The sequence below is a fragment of the Streptomyces sp. RKAG293 genome (assembly GCF_023701745.1).
Taxonomy (GTDB): domain Bacteria; phylum Actinomycetota; class Actinomycetes; order Streptomycetales; family Streptomycetaceae; genus Actinacidiphila.
Genome location: NZ_JAJOZB010000001.1, coordinates 4,485,658 through 4,503,359, shown reverse-complemented (window position 1 = coordinate 4,503,359; position 17,702 = coordinate 4,485,658). Strand labels below are relative to the sequence as shown.

Genomic DNA, 17,702 nt, shown 5'->3' with positions numbered 1-17,702 from the left:
CGGTGGCCCCGCGCAACCCGCGCGATCGGCTCTCACCGGCGGCCCATCTTGCCGCTGACCCCATGGCATGTCACTAGAGCGAGTGTACGTGCAGCGGTTGGCCGAGCGGCCGCGGATGCCCATGTACCCCTGTGGGATTCGGTGTTCGAGCGTGTGCGGTGCGAGATCGTCCCTGGTGTGGCGTGCGTCACGCACCTCCGGTGGCGGCGGGCAGAACCGGTGCCATCCGGTTCCACCGGGCGACCTCGCAGCCGTTGGCCCGGCTGTACTTCTGCGTGACGGCCGCGCCGTGCCAGGTCCCCGTGACCTGCGCGGTCTGCGATCCGCCGTAGATCATCGAGCACATCTGGCCGGCCGGAACGGGACCCACGGGGCCGCCCAGCCGCTCCAGCTGGTCGCAGGAGTCCGCCACGGACCTGGCCGGCCCGACCGGAGCGGGGAGCGTGGCGGGGGCGGGGAGCGGAGCGGGAAGCGTGGAAGGGGCGGGGAGCGGAGCCGGGAGCGTGGTGGGGGCGAGGGGCTCCGGTTCGGCCACCGGGCCGCCGGAGGTCGCGGGCCCGGCCGACGGGTCCTGGTCGGGTCCGCAGTCCAGCCTGCTCGTGGTGACCTTCCCGGTGCCGTCGTCGACGGTGACGGTCAGCTGGTTGTTCCCGGCGGGAGCCGGCGGCGCGAGGAGCGCGGCAGCGGCGGACGCGGAGGGCGTCGCGCCGGCGTCGGTCGCCAGGAGCAGCGGCAGCCCGGCGGCGAGCACCACACCGAGGACGGCGGCGAGCGGCAGCCGCGCTCCGGGCCGGCGGCGGGCGGCGGGACGGGGCGCGGGGTGGGAGAGGGGACGGTCGAGGGGGCCGGGGCCGTTGAGTCGCATGCCCCAGTCCCTACCGTCCCGCGCGCCGCTTTCCGCGCAACCCACCCGAACGTGGGCGAGCCACGCCTGGAGGGCGCGCATCCTCTTTGCCCTGCACGCCGACGGGCTTGTACCCTGGTCTGCGATTGGTGACAGCCTGCCGGGCTGTGCCATCATCTGCACACGCCCTCGCTCGCGCGGGTGTGTCTGGAGGCTTCGCCTAGTCTGGTCTATGGCGCCGCACTGCTAATGCGGTTTGGGACTTCAATCCCATCCGGGGTTCAAATCCCCGAGCCTCCGCTCGTTTCCGGAGCCCCGGTCGTCCCAGGACGGCCGGGGCTCCGTTGCGTGTCCCCGGCTCCGGGTGTCCCTCGCCGGTACCTCGTCAGACGCTGTTTTCGCAGCTCAGATGGGGTGCGGGCAATGGATTTCACCTGAAGCCGCAGGTCATGTAATGTTGTTCCCGCAACGCCAACCGGTGAGAAAACGCCGGAAAGCACAAGCACTCGTAGCTCAACGGATAGAGCATCTGACTACGGATCAGAAGGTTGCAGGTTCGAATCCTGCCGAGTGCACTCAGGTCAGGGCCCCCGAGGAGATCGTCTGAGGGGGTCCTGGTTTGCTTTTCGGAGCAATCCGGAAAAACCGCGTCGAGCGGGACTGGTAGTTGAGGGTCCCGCGGATGGCGTAGTGTTCAGTTCAACGGCGCGGGGTGGAGCAGCTCGGTAGCTCGCTGGGCTCATAACCCAGAGGTCGCAGGTTCAAATCCTGTCCCCGCTACTACGGCCAGAGGCCCGACACGAAAGTGTCGGGCCTCTGGTGTTTCCCGTCCCGTGGGTTGTCATGAGCGGGCGCTAGTGTCGGCCGGATGGTGGCGATGACTGCGCGGGGGCTGAAGGCGGCGTGTCTGGCGATGCCGGGCGCCGAGGAGGAGTTCCCGTTTCCGCGGAACCCGGATCTGTCGGTGTTCAAGGTGGCCGGGAAGATCTTCGCGTTGAGCGTGCTGGAGGCCGAGCCGCTCAAGGTGAGCCTCAAGTGCGATCCGGAGATCGCCGAACAGCTGCGGGCGGAGTACCCGGCGGTCATCCCCGGCTACCACCTCAACAAGCGGCACTGGAACACGGTGACGGTCGACGGGTCGCTGCCGGTCCGGATGGTGCGGGAGATGATCGAGGACTCCTACGACCTGGTGGTGGCGTCGCTGCCGCGCGCCGTCCGGCTCACCTACGACGCGCGCTGAACCGGCACCGTCCCGGCTGCCGGCCCGCCCGTCAGCCCACCCATCGGCCCGGCTACCCGCCCGTCTACCAGCCCGCCTCGACGTAGAGCGTCAGTTGGCGGACCTCGCCCGCGCCGCACAGCCGCAGCACGCGGGCGTGGGTGGCCGGGCAGTGGACCGCGAGCCTGGCCGTGGCGGGCAGGCCGGCGGCGAGCCGGATGAGGGTCGTGGCGCAGTGGGCGTCGATGAACGACAGCGCCGTGAGGTCGACGAGGCGCGGGGGCGGGCCCGGTCCGCCCAGGGACCGGAGCAGCTCCGTGTCGAACTGCTCCCGGGTGGCGAGGTCGGCGTTTCCCGCGAGGTGCAGGATGGTGCCGGTCCTGGTGATGTGCAGGGCGTCGAGGGACTGCAGGACCTCGGTGGGGTGGGAGGCGCCGACCCGGCACATCAGCTCGGGCGGGAACAGCCGGCGGTCGTATTCGCAGATCGCGGTGAAGCCGATGTCGGCGAAGAGCGGGGTGAGCCCGGTCTCGTAGTCGATGAGCTCCTCGTGGTCGACGCCGGGCTCCAGCGCCCAGGACATGTCGCCCACGGCGCGCAGCCCGCTGAAGCCCATGACGCTCGCGTTCTCGGTGAAGCCGAGCCAGGTCGCGGCCCGGCTCTCGGCGTCGAAGCCGCGCTCCGGGTCGTAGCCAGGGGTCTCGTTGATGACGAGCAGCCGCTCGTCGCGCAGGGCCTGGGCGGCGGGGACGCCGTGGTCGGCGAGGCGGGCGGCGGCCTTCCCGGGGGTGGTGCCGCGGTCGACGAAGAGGATCACCCGCTCGCCGCGGAGCAGCCCGGCCTCGGTGAAGGCGGCCCGGACCGCCCAGCGGGCCCGGTGGCTGTCGAAGCCCAGACAGGCGTGATCTCCGGAGGCCATGCGGTCGACGGAGACGGTGTAAGGGACGGCGCCACTGTCCATGCGGCGAACGTACCTCCGTTTGTCGCGGGGTGGAGGTGCGGGGATCGGTTTCGTACGAATACGACATGATGCGTTTGAGTGGGCGTTGACAACTACCCTTGTTTGTCACGAATATGACGATTGATCACATAACGGACAAACAACCGCAGTTGATCAACTCATCAACTCCGTGAACTCGGTTGATCAACACCACTGAACACTCCGTCAGTTGTGGAGGTCCGCGCGCCGGATGCCGCCCGCGTCAGGCCAACACCTCCGCCAGGCGCCGCCATTCGGCGCGGGGCAGCACGGATCGGTCCTGGCCGGTGACGATTTGCAGGGCCACATGGTCAGCACCCGCCGCGTGGAAGGATTCGATCCGCCGCCGGATGCGATCCTCGTCGCCCCAGGCGAAGACGGTGTCGATCAACCGGTCGCTGCCGCCGCCGGTGAAGTCCGCCTCCTCGAAGCCGAGTCGGAGGAAACTGTTGGTGTAGTTCGGCATCGCCAGATAGGCGGCGAGATACCCGCGGGCCGTCTCGCGGGCGACGGCCGGGTCCGTCTCCAGCACGACCTTCAACTCGGGTGCCAGCAAAGGGCCGTAGCCCAGCAGTGAGCGGGCCTGCTCGGTGTGTTCCGGCGTGACGAGATACGGGTGCGCGCCACCCGCCCGGTCGCGGGACAGTTCCAGCATCTTCGGACCCAGCGCGGCCAGCACGCGCCGCCCGGCCGGCACCGGTGCGGGCGCGGCGTCCAGCGCGTCCAGATAGGCCACCATCGCCGAGTACGGGCGCCGGTAGCGGTCGGCGAGCTGTGCGTGGCTCACCCCGAGGCCGAGCAGGAAACGGCCCGGGTGGGCGGCCTCCACCGCCGCCGTGCTCGCGGCGACCGCGTCCGCCCCGTGCTCCCAGATGCTGAGGATCCCGGTGGCGACCGCGATCCGGGGCGTCGCGCCGAGCACCCGGGCGGCGTGCTCGACGGAGCTGCTGCCGCCCAGCCAGATCGCGCCGAAGCCCAGCTCGTCCAGTTCGGCCGCCGCCTCGGCGATCTCGCCGCGCAGCGCCGGATCGTCCGAGCGCAGCCCGGCGTTCCAGATGCCGTACCGGCCGACGGATTCCCTGGCGGCCGCGACGCCGCCGCTGTCCTTGCTCCCCATGATCCCGGCTCCCTGGTTCTCGGTGCGTGCAGGCGGCAACCCGGTGACCGACCGCCGTATTCCGGACCCCGACAGACCCCGGCCCGTCTCTCTCGGAGCGCGCCCGACCCCCACCGGCCGTTTCTCAGGAGATTCACAGGTAGCCGAAAGAATGCTCTCAGGGCCCCCTTCCAGGCTGGTCCCATGCCTTCCTTCCCCGCTGCGGCCTCCGCCGACCTGTCCCGTCCCGACGGGTCCCCGGTGCGTGTCCTCGTCGTCGACGACGAGGCCGCTCTCTCCGACCTGCTGTCCATGGCCCTGCGCTACGAGGGCTGGGAGGTCCGTACCGCGGCCGACGGCGCCGGCGCGCTGCGCGCGGCCCGCGACGCCCGGCCCGACGCCGTCGTGCTCGACGTGATGCTGCCCGACATGGACGGCCTGGAGGTGCTCGCCCGGCTGCGCCGCGACGCCCCGGACGTGCCCGTGCTCTTCCTCACCGCCAAGGACGCCGTCGAGGACCGGATCGCCGGGCTGACGGCGGGCGGCGACGACTACGTGACGAAGCCGTTCAGCCTGGAGGAGGTCGTCGCCCGGCTGCGCGGGCTGATGCGCCGCTCGGGCGCCGCCGCGGCACGGAGCGAATCCATGCTCGTCGTCGGCGATCTCGTACTGAACGAGGACAGCCACGAGGTGTACCGCGGCGACGACTCGATCCATCTCACCGCCACCGAGTTCGAGCTGCTGCGCTTCCTGATGCGCAACCCGCGCCGGGTGCTCAGCAAGGCGCAGATACTCGACCGGGTCTGGTCCTACGACTTCGGCGGCCAGGCCAATGTGGTGGAGCTCTACATCTCCTACCTGCGGCGCAAGATCGACGCCGGACGTGCCCCGATGATCCACACCCGGCGGGGGGCGGGGTATCTGATCAAGCCGGGCGAGACGGCGTGAAGGCCCCGCGCCGGCGGCCCTGGTCCCTGCCGGGCCGCCCGTGGTCGCTCCGGCGCCGGCTCGTGGTGTCGTCCGTCGCCCTGGTCGCCGTCGTGTGCGCGGTGATCGGCACCGTCACCGCCATCGCCCTGCACACCTATCTGTACGGGCAGCTCGACACCCAGCTCGCCGCCGTCGCGCACCGCGCCGAGGGCCCGCCGCCCGGCTCGAACCCGCTGCCGCACCTGCGGTCCGGCAACGACCTGGGCTTCGTCATCGGCGGCGGCCAGCCGCTCGGCACGATCGGCGCCAAGGTCAGCGGCGGGCAGATCACCGAGACCGCGCTCAGCGCCCAGCGGGAGAGCAGCGAGTCCGGGCCGCAGGTGACGCCCGAATCCCTCGACGCCGCGCAGACCGCGGCGCTGGGCAGCCTGCCGCTCGACGGCGCCGCGCACAGCATCGACGTCCCCGGCCTGGGCACCTACCGCATGCAGTCGGTCTCGACGCAGAACGGCACGTACCTCGTCGGCATCCGGGCCTCCGGCGCGCAGGACACCCTCAACACCCTCGTCTGGGTGGAGGTGTGCGTGACCGCCGCCGGTCTCGCGGCGGCCGGGCTCGCCGGGACCGCCCTGATCCGCATCTCCCTCCAGCCGCTGCGCCGGGTCGCCGCGACCGCCTCCCGGGTGTCGGAACTGACCCTGCACCGGGGCGAGGTGGCGCTCCACGAGCGGGTGCCGGAGGCGGACACCGATCCGCGCACCGAGGTGGGGCAGGTCGGGGCGTCCCTCAACCGGCTGCTCGGGCACGTCGGTTCGGCGCTGCACTCCCGGCAGGAGAGCGAGATGCGGGTCCGCCGCTTCGTCGCGGACGCCAGCCATGAACTGCGGACGCCGCTCGCCTCGATCCGCGGCTACGCGGAGCTGACCCGGCGCGGCCGGGAGGACGTCGGCCCCGACACCCGGCACGCGCTGGGCCGTATCGAGTCCGAGGCCGGACGGATGACGTCGCTGGTAGAGGACCTGCTGATGCTCGCCCGGCTGGACGCGGGGCGGCCGCTGAGCCTCACCGGGACGGATCTGTCACCGCTCGTCGTGGACGCGGTCAGCGACGCGCGGGCGGCCGGGCCCGACCACGTGTGGCGGCTGGACCTGCCCGACGAGCCGGCCACCGTGCACGGGGACGCCGAGCGGCTGCAGCAGGTGCTGGCGAACCTGCTGGGCAACGCCCGCACCCACACCCCGCCGGGCACGACCGTGACCGCGCGGGTCACCGGTGACCGGAACCACGGGGTGTTGCTCCAGGTGGTGGACGACGGTCCCGGCATCCCGCCCGACCTCACCCCGTACATCTTCGAACGGTTCGCCCGCGGTGACGCCTCGCGGGCCCGGGGTGCCGGATCCGGTTCCACCGGTCTGGGGCTGGCGATCGTGTACGCGGTCGTCGCGGCGCACGGCGGCCGGGTGTGGGTCGAGAGCGTCCCCGGCCGCACCGCGTTCACCGTCCAACTTCCGTCCCCCGTAAGGGAGCCGGCAGCGGGGGGCGCGGCAGCGGACGTGCCGCAGGACTCACAGCAGGGCCTCAGGTTCACCACAAGGTCGTGACAGCGCGGCGGTGGAGCGTCGGGGTATGCGAACTCACCTCGGCACTCTGCCGTCCCGGCAGCACCTGCCGGTCGCACACAGCGACCCGGTGCTCGATGTCGTGATCCCCGTCCACAACGAGGAGAACGACCTGGAGCCCTGTGTCAGGCGGTTGCACGCGCACCTGGCAGGCACCTTCCCCTACCCCTTCCGGATCACCATCGCGGACAACGCGAGCACCGACCTCACGGAGGCCGTCGCGAAGAGCCTCGCGACGGAGATCCCCGAGGTCGAGTCGTTCCGGCTCGACCAGAAGGGGCGCGGGCGGGCCCTGCGGGCCGTCTGGACGGAGTCCGAGGCGCCGGTGCTCGCCTACATGGACGTCGATCTGTCGACGGACCTGAACGCGCTGCTGCCGCTGGTCGCCCCGCTGATCTCCGGCCACTCCGACCTGGCGATCGGCTCCCGGCTGGCCCGCAGCTCCCGCGTCGTGCGCGGCGCCAAGCGCGAGTTCATCTCCCGCACCTACAACCTGATCCTGCGCGGCTCGCTCGCCGCCCGTTTCTCCGACGCGCAGTGCGGCTTCAAGGCGATCCGCAAGGACGTCGCCGAGCGGCTGCTGCCGATGGTGGAGGACACCGGCTGGTTCTTCGACACCGAGATGCTGGTGCTCGCGGAGCGCGCCGGACTGCGGATCCACGAGGTGCCGGTCGACTGGGTCGACGACCCCGACAGCACCGTGGAGATCGTCCGCACGGCCGCCGACGACCTCAAAGGGGTCTGGCGGGTGGGCCGGGCGCTCGCCACCGGCGCGCTGGCGCTCGACCGGCTGCGCCGGCCGTTCGGCGACGATCCGCGCGACCGCGAACTGGGCGGGGTGCCACCGGGCCTCGCCCGCCAGCTGGTCGGCTTCTGCGTCGTCGGGGCGCTGAGCACCCTGGTCTATCTGGTGCTGTACTCGGGCTTCCGGCTCGGGCTCGGCTCACAGCCCGCCAACGCGGCGGCGCTGCTGGTCTCCGCGATCGGCAACACCGCCGCCAACCGCCGGCTCACCTTCGGCGTCCGCGGCCGGGAGCAGGCCGTCCGCCATCAGGCCCAGGGCCTGGTCGTCTTCGCGATCGGCCTCGCCCTGACCAGCGGCTCGCTGGCCGCCCTGCAGACGGCGAACACCCGCCCCTCGCACGGCACGGAGCTCGCCGTCCTCATCGCCGCCAACCTCGCGGCGACGGTGCTGCGCTTCCTGCTCTTCCGCGCCTGGGTCTTCCCGTCCGGGGCGGCCCCGTCCGACGCCGGCCCCACTGCCACCCCGACCCTCACCCCGATCTACGACTACGACTCCGACTACGACTCCGACCCGAGGAGCGCACGATGACCGCGCCGTACAGCACCCCGGCCGGCCTCCCGGCCGGTCCGCCGCCACCGCCCGACGACCTGCCAGGACCGGTGACCCGGACCCCGGTGCCCGAGCACGCGCCGCCGCCGCCCGGCGGGCACCGGGCGGCCGCTCCGGTCGCTTCGGTCGCTCCGTCCGGCCCCCGCGGCTTCGGGGCGCGTGTCTGGCGGGGCCGGGCCGAGGACGCCCGCTGGGTGCGTCCCGCGTTCCTGGCGCTGCTGGCCGTGACCGCCGCGCTGTACCTGTGGGACCTGAGCGCGTCCGGATACGCCAACTCCTTCTACTCCGCCGCCGTCCAGGCGGGCAGCGAGAGCTGGAAGGCGCTCTTCTTCGGCTCGTCCGACGCGGCGAACTCGATCACCGTCGACAAGCCCCCGGCGTCGCTCTGGCCGATGGATCTCGCCGTCCGGATCTTCGGCCTCAGCTCGTGGTCGATCCTGGTCCCCGAGGCGCTGATGGGCGTCGTGACGGTGGGCGTGCTCTACGCCGCCGTCCGCCGCCGCTTCGGCCCGGCCGCCGGTCTGATCGCGGGCGCCGTACTGGCGGTCACCCCGGTCGCCGCGCTGATGTTCCGCTTCAACAACCCGGACGCGATGCTCGCGCTCCTCATGACGGCCGCCGTCTACTGCGTGCTGCGCGCCCTCGAAGGCGCCCGGACGAAATGGCTGGTCTGGGCCGGTGTCGCCTTCGGCCTCGCCTTCCTGACCAAGACGCTGCAGGCGTTCCTCATCCTTCCGCCGCTCGCGGTCGTCTACGCGGTCGTCGCGCCGACGGCCTTCCGCAGGCGCATCGGCCAACTGGCCCTGGCGGGGCTCGCGCTGGTCGTCTCCGGCGGCTGGTGGGTGGCGATCGTCGAGCTGTGGCCGGCCTCGTCCCGCCCGTACATCGGCGGCTCGCAGGACAACAGCTTCCTGTCGCTGACCTTCGGCTACAACGGCTTCGGCCGCATCACCGGCAACGAGACCGGCAGCGTCGGCGGCGGGGGAGCGGGCGGCGGCCAGGGCGGTGGCCAGTGGGGCGCCACCGGCATCACCCGGCTCTTCGACGCCGACATGGGCGGTCAGATCGCCTGGCTGCTGCCGGCCGCGTTCGTCCTGCTCGCCGCGGGGCTGTGGCTGACCCGGCGGGCCCCGCGCACCGACGCCCGCCGCGCCGCGTTCCTCGTCTGGGGCGGCTCGCTGCTGATGACCTTCGGGGTCTTCAGCTTCATGTCGGGCATCTTCCACCAGTACTACAACATCGCCCTGGCCCCCTACATCGCCGCCCTCGTCGGCATGGGCGCCACGCTGCTCTGGGAGAAGCGCACACACCTCGCGGCGGCGGCCACGCTCGCCGCGACGTCCGCGGGCACCGGGTACTGGGCGTATGTCCTGTTGGGCCGGGCGACCGACTGGCACCCGTGGCTGCGCTGGACGGTGCTGGTGGGCGGCCTGCTCGCGGCGGCCGGACTGCTGCTCGCCGTACGGCTCGGCCGGCGGTTCGCGGCCGCCGTGGCGGGTCTCGGTATCGCGGCGGCGCTCGCGGCACCGTTCGCGTACACCCTGAACACCGTCGACACCGGACACAGCGGCTCGATCGTGACGGCGGGCCCCGCAGTCCAGGGCGGCAGGGGCGGTCCCGGCGGCATGCGCGGCGGCGGTCCCGGCGGCATGCCGGGGCAGGCGGGCCAGAACGGCCAGGGACTGCCTGGCGGCGGCCAGCAGACGCCGACGGTTCCGGGCGGCGGCCAGAACGGCCAGCCAGGCCAGCAGGGTCAACAGGGTCAACAGGGGCAGCAAGGCGGGCCCGGCCAGGGCGCGCAGGGCTTCCCCCGGGGCGGTACAACCGGTGGCGGTACCGCGGACGGCGGCACGGCCGGCGGTCGCGGTGGCGGCGGGATGGGCGGGCTGCTCGGCGGCGCCACCGTCAGCTCCGCGATGAAGACGCTCCTGGAGCAGAACGCCTCCGACTACACCTGGGTCGCGGCGGCCATCGGCTCGCAGAACTCCGCCAGCTACCAACTCGCCACCGGTGACCCGGTCATGGCCATCGGCGGCTTCAACGGCAGCGACCCGTCGCCGACGCTCGCGCAGTTCCAGCGGTACGTGGCCGAGGGGAAGATCCACTACTTCATCTCCTCCTCCGGCGGCATGGGCGGCGGGATGGGCGGCCAGGGCACGTCCTCGGAGATCACCACCTGGGTCACCTCCGCGTTCACCGCGAAGACGGTCGGCAGCACCACGGTCTACGACCTGACAAGCCCCGCGAAGAGCTGACGCAGGGCCATCGAGAGAGCGATCCAGCGAGCGATCGAGAGGGCGATCGAGAGGGACAGGGCGGTATCCGCAGGCTTCCTGGCCTGCGGACACCGCCCTGTCCGCGAAATCTCTTGTACGGCGTACAGGAGAAGCTGTACGGTGTACGACGCATCGTCCCGTACGCCGTACAAGGAGTCCGCTTGCCAGCCACGGCAACCACCGCCACCCCGCGAGCAGCCACGGAACGCCACCCCCAGCGCTGGCTGATCCTCGGCGTCATCTGCCTCGCCCAGCTCACCGTGCTGCTCGACAACACGGTCCTGAACGTCGCGATCCCCTCCCTCGGCACCGAGTTGGGCGCGACCACCTCCGACATCCAGTGGATGATCAACGCCTACGCGCTCGTCCAGTCCGGCCTGCTGCTCACCGCGGGCAGCGCCGCCGACCGCTACGGCCGCAAGCGGATGCTGCTCGTCGGCCTCGCCCTCTTCGGCGCCGGCTCGTGCAGCGCCGCCTTCGCGCACTCCGCCGGGCAACTCATCGCGGCCCGTGCGGGCATGGGCATCGGCGGCGCACTGCTGATGACCACCACCCTCGCCGTCGTCGTCCAGATATTCGACGACGAGGAACGACCGAAGGCGATCGGCCTGTGGGGCGCGATCAGTTCGCTCGGCTTCGTCGCGGGACCGCTCATCGGCGGGGTGATCCTCGATCACTTCTGGTGGGGGGCGATCTTCCTGGTCAACATCCCCGTCGCGCTGCTCGGCCTCGCCGCCGTCGCACGGCTCGTCCCGGAGTCGAAGAACCCGTCGGGCGACCGCCCCGACCTCCCCGGCGCGCTGCTCTCCATGGTGGGCATGACCGGCATCGTCTACGCGATCATCTCCGGCCCCGGGCACGGCTGGACCTCGGCCGACGTCCTGCTCCCGGCCGTCGCCGGCTGCGCCGGGCTCGCCGCGTTCGTCCGCTGGGAGCTGCACACCCCGCACCCCATGCTCGACATGACGTTCTTCCGCGACCGCCGCTTCGTGGGCGCCGTCGCGGGCGGCATCCTCGTCTCGTTCGGCATGGCGGGCTCGCTCTTCCTGCTCACCCAGCAGCTGCAGTTCGTGCTCGGCCACACGCCGTTGGAGGCGGGGCTGCGCACCGCGCCGCTCGCGCTGAGCATCGTCGTGCTGAACCTCGCGGGCGTCGGCGCCCGGCTGCTGGCGAAGGCCGGCACCCCGGTCGCCATCCTCGCCGGGATGACGATGCTCGCCACCGGCCTGGCCGTCGTGGCCCTGCTCGGCGGCCACGGCTATCCGGGGATGTGCGCGGGCCTGGTCCTGATGGGCGCCGGTATCGCCTTCGCGATGCCCGCCATGGCCAACGCGGTCATGAGCGCCATCCCGGTGGAGCGGGCCGGCATCGGCGCGGGCGTCAACGGAACGCTCACCGAATTCGGCAACGGACTCGGTGTCGCCGTTCTCGGTGCCGTCCTGGCCTCCTCCTTCGCGGCGGGCTCGCTGCCGGCCGCCCTGGCCGGCGCCGGTACGGCCGCGGAGCGCACCCGGCTGGTGGACGACTTCTCCGCCGGCCTCGAAGCCAGCCAGCTGATCGGCGCCGTCGCCGTACTGTTCGGCGGCCTCCTCGCGGCACTCCTGCTGCGCAGGGCCGAGCGTTCGGAAGCGGCATAGCATCGGGGGCGGGCAGCCCTCAGGCCCGACGACCCGGAACACCCGAAGGGAACCGCCCGCCATGGCCGAGGACAGCCGTGCGACCACGCCCGGGGCCAGCGTGTGGCTGCACGAACGCCCCGCGGGCAAGCGCCGCAGCGAGCAGCCGGCCGGACTGGACCGCGACAGGATCGTCGCGACCGCCGTCCGGCTGCTCGACACCGACGGTCTCGCCAAGTTCTCGATGCGCAAGCTCGCCGCCGAGCTGGGTGTGACCGCGATGTCCGTCTACTGGTACGTCGACAGCAAGGACGATCTGCTGGAGCGCGTCCTGGACGCGGTGCACGGCGAGATCGCGCTGCCGGCCGAGGAGCCGGACGCCGACTGGCGCGACGAGGTGCGCCAACTCGCCGTCGGCTACCGGGCGATGCTGGTGGCGCATTCCTGGACGGCGCACCTGATCGGCGAATACCTCAACATCGGCCCGTTCGCGATGGACTTCGCGAACCTCTCGATGCGCGCCATGGCCCGTTCCGGCCTGGCGGCCGAGCAGATGACCGGCGCCCTCGGCTGCCTCTTCCAGTTCGTCTACGGCTACGGCACCGTCGAGGGCCGGTGGGGCGAACGGTTCCGGGCCAGCGGCCAGGACGAGGACGCGTTCTACGCCGACTGGGCCGGCACCGTCGAGAACCGTCCCGGCTTCGAGCAGTCGCTCGACCTGCTCAAACACCGCTCTGCGGCCGTGTCCGTCGCCCAGCAGCGGGAGCGCGATTTCACCTTCGGGCTGGAGTGCGTGATCGCCGGTATCGAGACGATGCGCGACCGGCACCTGCGGACGTGACGACCTGAGGGACTGGGGCCCCGGGGACCGGCGTGCGCACCGGCCCAGCAGGGAGCCGCGCCGCTAGGGTTTCGCCATGGCTCCCAAAACGATTGCCACCAACACCAAGGCGTCCCTCGACGAGCTGCTGGAGTTCGTCCGCCCACGCCACCGCGCGATCCTGCTCACCACCCGCGCGGACGGCCGGCCCCAGGGTTCGCCGCTGACCTGCGGTGTCGACGACTCCGGGCGGATCGTCGTGTCCACCTACCCGGAGCGCGCCAAGACCAGGAACGCCCGGCGGGATCCGCGTGCCAGCGTCATCGTCCTCTCCGACGACTGGAGCGGGCCCTGGGTGCAGATCGACGGCTCGGCCGAGGTCATCGATCCGCCGGACTCCGTCGAGCCGCTCGTCGAGTACTTCCGCACCATCTCGGGTGAACACCCGGACTGGGACGAGTACCGCGCAGCGATGATCAAGCAGGGCAAGTCGCTGATCCGCATCACGCCGGAGCGCTGGGGCCCGATCGCGACCGGCGGATTCCCGGCCCGGCTGGCGTAGCGCCCCCGGCACCCTGGCTCTCGCGCTACGCCCCGGGCAGTTCGGTGCCGCGCACGGCCTGGATGGCGAGTTCGACCTTGAGCGTGGTGCCGATGGCCGCGATTCCGGCCTGGACGACCTGGTTGTAGTTCATCGCGAAGTCGGCGCGGCGCAGCTCGGTGGTGGCGCGGAAGGCGGTGCGCACCCCGCCCCACGGGTCGGGGCCGGTGCCGAGGTACGCGAGGTCGAGGTCGACGGGTCGCGTCACACCGTGCAGGGTCAGCTCGCCCTGCACGGTCCAGCGGTCCTCGCCGGCCGGCGCCAGGCCGCCCGTACTGCGGTAGGTGATCTTGGGGTGGACCTCGGCGTCGAGGAAGTCGGGCGAGCGCAGATGCGCGTCCCGCAGGGCGTTGCCGGTGTCGATCGACGCGGCCTCGATGACGGCGTCGACCGATGACGCGGCGGTCCGCCCGTCGATCTCGATCCGCCCGCCGAACACGGTGAACCGGCCCTGCACGCTGGAGATCCCGAGGTGCTGGGCGGTCGCGGTGACCGAGGAGTGCGCCGGGTCGATGGTCCAGGTGCCGGGCGGCGGCAGTTCCACGCCGCCCGCGCGGGAGAGCGTCACGGTGCCCGCGTCGGCGGAACCCGACGCGGTGACGATCGCGGTCGAGGCGGCCGGCAGATAGCCGATGGCGGTCACGATGGCGGTGTACGAGCCGGCGGGCAGCGGTCCGGTACGGACGACGCCGTCGGAATCGGCCTCCTGGCGGTCGACTTGACTGCCCGTCATATCGGTGACGGTCAGCACCGCGTGCGAGACGGCCCAGCCGTCCCTGGTGCGTACGCGGGCCCGCAGGCCATGGCTGCTCATCGAGGTTCGCCTCCCGTGACGTGCCGGTGTCCCGTAGGCCCGGCCGTGGTGCTCTGGTGCTCTGGTGCGGTGCTGCGGTGGTGCCGCGCTGCTGTCGATCGCCGGGCGGGCCCGTTCGACGGAGCCCGCCCGGCGAAGGGATCCGGTGCGACGGCCTCGGCCGTCCCCTGCTCCGGCCGTCGCTCGGATCCCGATCCCTCCGGACCGGCCCGCACCTCTCCGCAAGGCACGCGGGCCGACCGTCCGGAAGCCTGTCCCCCCGAAGTCCGCAGTCCGAAGTCCGAAGTCCGCAGTCCGGGGGCCGGGGGCCGTTCCCGTTACCCCTCGGGGTGGTTGAGCTCGACGTCGAACTCCTCGGCGCCGCGCCCCTGCACGCTCAACGCGGTGGCCAGCGGCGGGTAACCGCTCGCGACGAGTGAGTACTCGCCCGCGTCGAGGTCGGTGAACGCGTACGCGCCGTCCGCGCCGGTGGTCGTCGTACCGGCCACGTTCCCGGCCGCGTCGACCAGGACGACCTTGGCGTCCGGCAGCGGCCGCCGGTCGGCGCCCGCCCGTACGACGCCGCGCACCTGCGCGCCGGGTTGGAGCACGACCTCGACGCGGGTGGCGCCGGTGCCGCCGACCTCGACGGGCAGCGCGGCCGGCCGGAAGCCGGGGGCGTTCACGGCGACGGTGAAGTCGCCCGCGGGCAGCTCGCCGAAGGCGAACCCGCCGCCGTCACCGGTCTTCCCGGTGGCCAGCACCTCACCGCGCACATCGGTCACGACGACCATCGCCTCGACGACCGGCAGGTTGTCGATCGCGCCCAGCACGGTCCCGGCGAGCCCGCCGGCGCCGCTGAGCACCACGTCGAACGACAGGGGCGCGTCGCCGACCAGCACGGTCGACGCCTGCGGCTGGTGGCCGTCGGCCGCCGCGATCAGGACGTACGAGCCGGCGCCGGGCGCTTCGAGGAGATAGCGGCCGTCGGAGCCGGTGACGGACCTGCCCAACTGCTGTCCCTGGAGCGAGATCAGCGTGACCTTGGCGTGGTTGATGGCCGAGCCGTCGGTGATCCTGACGATGCCGTGCACGGGCGTGCCGCCGTCGCCGAACCCAGCCCCGAACCCGGCCCCGGACCCCGTGCCGGACTCCGCCACCGGCCGGTCGTCGAGTATCGCCACCGGTGTCATGGCGGCCACCTCCTTGGTGAAGGAGGTCGCGGGCATGGTCACCTCGGCGCCACCGGCACTTCCACCGGCGGCGGCAGCCGCTTCCGCTCCCGCGACCTGCTGCAGACCGCTGTTGGTCTTGAGCGCGACCTCCTTGACGAAGATCACCAGCAGCAGGGCGATGAGTGCGAAGGGTGCCGCGTAGAGGAAGACATCGCCGATGCCCCGCCCGTACGCGCTCTCCACGACGCCCTTGACCGGGGCCGGGAGCTTGGCGACGTCCGGGATGCCGCCGCCGTCGCCGCCCTTGATGCCGAGCGCCGCCAGGCCGTCGGACACCAGGCTCGTGACGCGGCTGCCGAGGACGGCGCCGAGCGCCGAGACGCCGACCGCGCCACCGAGCGAGCGGAAGAACGTGACGAGCGAGCTGGCCGCGCCGAGGTCCGCCGGGGTGACCTGGTTCTGCACGGCGAGCACCAGGTTCTGCATCATCATGCCGATGCCGAGACCCAGCAGCGCCATGTAGATCGCGACCTGCCAGTACGGGGTGTCGTAGCGCAGCAGGCCCAGCGTCGCGGCGCCCGCGGTCAGGAAGACCCCGCCGCCGACCAGGAAGCCCTTCCAGCGGCCGGTCCTGGTGATGATCTGGCCCGAGACGGTCGAGGAGATGAACAGGCCCGCGATGAGCGGGATGGTCATCACGCCGGACATGGTCGGGGTCTTGCCGCGCGCCAGCTGGAAGTACTGGCTGAGGAAGACGGTGCCGGCGAACATCGCGACGCCGACGAAGAGGCTGGCGAGCGAGGTGAGGGTGATCGTCTTGTTGCGGAACAGCCGCAGCGGAATGATCGGCTCGGAGGCCCTGGACTCGACGAACAGGAAGACCAGGCCGAGCAGGATGGCGCCGGGCACCATCACATAGGTCTGCCAGGACATCCAGGGGTAGTTGGTGCCGCCGAGCGAGACCCAGATCATCAGCAGGCTGACGGCCGCGGAGATGAAGAACGCTCCGGACCAGTCGATCTTGACCTTCCGCTTGACCACCGGCAGGTGCAGCGTCTTCTGCAGCACGATGAGCGCGATGATCGCGAACGGTACGCCGACGTAGAAGCACCAGCGCCAGCCGAGCCAGTCGGTGTCGACGATGACGCCGCCGACCAGCGGGCCGCCGACGGTCGCGACGGCGAAGACCGCGCCGAGGTAGCCGCTGTAACGGCCGCGCTCCCGCGGGGAGATCATCGCCGCCATGATCACCTGGGTGAGGGCCGACAGACCGCCGGCGCCCACTCCCTGGAGCACCCGGCAGGCGATCAGCATGCCGGGATTGGTGGAGAACCCGGCGATGATCGAGCCGAGTACGTAGATGACCAGGGCTATCTGGATCAGCAGCTTCTTGCTGACCAGGTCGGACATCTTGCCCCAGAGCGGGGTGGTGGCGGTGACCGCGAGCAGGGCGGCGGTGACCACCCAGGTGTACGCGCTCTGCCCGCCGCCGATGTCCGCGAGGATGGTGGGCAGGGCGTTGGAGACGATCGTGGACGACAGGATCGCCACGAACAGGCCGAGCAACAGCCCGGACAGCGCCTCCATGATCTGCCGGTGCGACATGGGGGCCGCGGACCCACCGTGGGCTTCCGCCTCCCGCACACCGGTCGGTGTGGTTGTAGCCATCTTCGTCCTTGTCAGTTCGCGTGTGTACGGGGTGTGTGGGCCGCGGCCGTGCCGACCGTGGTGGCCGGGAGCGCTGCGTGCGCTGCCTGCGCTGCCTGCGCTGCGTGGGCCGTCTGCGCTGCCTGGGCGGTCTGGGCTGAGTGGGCGCGGAGGCCGGGCCGGCAGTCGCCGAAACTCAGGCGCAGCCGGTCCAGCAGGCCGGACAGCAGGTCGACGTCGTCGTCGGACCAGTCGTTCAGATGGGCTGCCAGCACCTCGGCGGCACGGTCGGAAGAGGCGGCCAGCACCTTTTCGCCGTACGGGTTCAGGCGCAGCAGCCGGGACCGCTTGTCCAGGGCGTCGGGAGTGCGGTCGATCCAGCCGCGCTCGGCGAGATAGGCGACATGTCGGCTTGTCACCGATATGTCGATATCGAGATATTCGGCGAGCCGGCTCATCCGCATCTCGCCGTACCGGCCGAGCACGGTGAGCACCGCGACGGTCGAGGGCGGGGTCTCGGGCGGCAGTGCCCGGCCCACTTCCCTGCCGACGCCGACGACGACCCGCAGCTGGCGAGCGAGCTCCGCGCAGTGCTTCTTCGTCGCCACAGCCCCCGCCGATCGTCGAGTCGTACAATTGGTTGCCTTGAGCAACTGTAGAGGTCGTTGGTTGCTACAGGCAAATGAATCTGCGCCTCATGCGGTCAAGAATTCCCAAAGGGATCGCCCGTCTC

Annotated in this window: 14 protein-coding genes and 3 tRNA genes; 11 read left to right on the top strand and 6 right to left on the bottom strand. The window is 71.8% G+C overall.

What is annotated here, in order from left to right; genetic code table 11:
• Positions 1-187: 187 nt before the first annotated feature.
• On the bottom strand, positions 188-865 hold the full coding sequence (locus tag LNW72_RS19900) for a hypothetical protein (protein ID WP_250976635.1): 678 nt from the start codon (positions 863-865) through the stop codon (positions 188-190).
• 188 nt (positions 866-1,053) lie between these two features.
• Here LNW72_RS19900 and LNW72_RS19895 point away from each other — a divergent pair.
• The 4 genes from LNW72_RS19895 (at position 1,054) to LNW72_RS19880 (ending at position 2,084) form a co-directional block, all read left to right on the top strand.
• A tRNA-Ser gene (locus LNW72_RS19895) sits at positions 1,054-1,144 on the top strand.
• Positions 1,145-1,346: 202 nt separating this feature from the next.
• Positions 1,347-1,419: transfer RNA gene (locus LNW72_RS19890), tRNA-Arg, on the top strand.
• 131 nt (positions 1,420-1,550) lie between these two features.
• A tRNA-Met gene (locus tag LNW72_RS19885) sits at positions 1,551-1,624 on the top strand.
• Positions 1,625-1,721: 97 nt separating this feature from the next.
• Positions 1,722-2,084, top strand: a complete 363-nt coding sequence (locus LNW72_RS19880) for an MmcQ/YjbR family DNA-binding protein (RefSeq protein WP_250980232.1) — start codon at positions 1,722-1,724, stop codon at positions 2,082-2,084.
• A gap of 64 nt (positions 2,085-2,148) precedes the next feature.
• Here LNW72_RS19880 and LNW72_RS19875 read toward each other — a convergent pair whose 3' ends face one another.
• Positions 2,149-3,024, bottom strand: a complete 876-nt coding sequence (locus tag LNW72_RS19875; RefSeq protein ID WP_250976634.1) for an MEDS domain-containing protein — start codon at positions 3,022-3,024, stop codon at positions 2,149-2,151.
• A 241-nt stretch (positions 3,025-3,265) separates the two neighbouring features.
• A complete protein-coding gene (locus LNW72_RS19870; protein ID WP_250976633.1) occupies positions 3,266-4,159 on the bottom strand; it encodes an LLM class F420-dependent oxidoreductase in 894 nt (297 codons plus the stop codon).
• A 183-nt stretch (positions 4,160-4,342) separates the two neighbouring features.
• Here LNW72_RS19870 and LNW72_RS19865 point away from each other — a divergent pair, with 183 nt between their 5' ends.
• From LNW72_RS19865 to LNW72_RS19835, 7 genes are all read left to right on the top strand, one after another.
• On the top strand, positions 4,343-5,086 hold the full coding sequence (locus LNW72_RS19865) for a response regulator transcription factor (RefSeq protein WP_138356286.1): 744 nt from the start codon (positions 4,343-4,345) through the stop codon (positions 5,084-5,086).
• Positions 5,083-6,669 (top strand): HAMP domain-containing sensor histidine kinase, encoded by a 1,587-nt coding sequence (locus tag LNW72_RS19860; RefSeq protein WP_250976632.1) that lies wholly within the window; start codon positions 5,083-5,085, stop codon positions 6,667-6,669. The genes LNW72_RS19865 and LNW72_RS19860 overlap by 4 nt, the downstream gene beginning before the upstream one ends.
• Before the next feature lie 25 nt (positions 6,670-6,694).
• Positions 6,695-8,020 (top strand): bifunctional glycosyltransferase family 2/GtrA family protein, encoded by a 1,326-nt coding sequence (locus tag LNW72_RS19855; protein ID WP_250976631.1) that lies wholly within the window; start codon positions 6,695-6,697, stop codon positions 8,018-8,020.
• Positions 8,017-10,296 (top strand): glycosyltransferase family 39 protein, encoded by a 2,280-nt coding sequence (locus LNW72_RS19850; RefSeq protein ID WP_250976630.1) that lies wholly within the window; start codon positions 8,017-8,019, stop codon positions 10,294-10,296. The genes LNW72_RS19855 and LNW72_RS19850 overlap by 4 nt, the downstream gene beginning before the upstream one ends.
• A gap of 182 nt (positions 10,297-10,478) precedes the next feature.
• Positions 10,479-11,954: an MFS transporter gene (locus LNW72_RS19845; protein WP_250976629.1), complete on the top strand. Its 1,476-nt coding sequence runs from the start codon at positions 10,479-10,481 to the stop codon at positions 11,952-11,954.
• A gap of 61 nt (positions 11,955-12,015) precedes the next feature.
• Positions 12,016-12,774 (top strand): TetR/AcrR family transcriptional regulator, encoded by a 759-nt coding sequence (locus tag LNW72_RS19840; protein WP_250976628.1) that lies wholly within the window; start codon positions 12,016-12,018, stop codon positions 12,772-12,774.
• A 76-nt stretch (positions 12,775-12,850) separates the two neighbouring features.
• Positions 12,851-13,315, top strand: a complete 465-nt coding sequence (locus tag LNW72_RS19835; RefSeq protein WP_250976627.1) for a PPOX class F420-dependent oxidoreductase — start codon at positions 12,851-12,853, stop codon at positions 13,313-13,315.
• 25 nt (positions 13,316-13,340) lie between these two features.
• Here LNW72_RS19835 and LNW72_RS19830 read toward each other — a convergent pair whose 3' ends face one another.
• From LNW72_RS19830 to LNW72_RS19820, 3 genes are all read right to left on the bottom strand, one after another.
• Entirely contained in the window at positions 13,341-14,168 is an 828-nt protein-coding gene (locus LNW72_RS19830; RefSeq protein ID WP_250976626.1) for a YceI family protein, read from the bottom strand.
• A 317-nt stretch (positions 14,169-14,485) separates the two neighbouring features.
• A complete protein-coding gene (locus LNW72_RS19825) occupies positions 14,486-16,990 on the bottom strand; it encodes an MFS transporter (protein WP_250976625.1) in 2,505 nt (834 codons plus the stop codon).
• An 11-nt stretch (positions 16,991-17,001) separates the two neighbouring features.
• Positions 17,002-17,577, bottom strand: a complete 576-nt coding sequence (locus tag LNW72_RS19820; protein WP_308401989.1) for a MarR family transcriptional regulator — start codon at positions 17,575-17,577, stop codon at positions 17,002-17,004.
• Positions 17,578-17,702 lie beyond the last annotated feature (125 nt).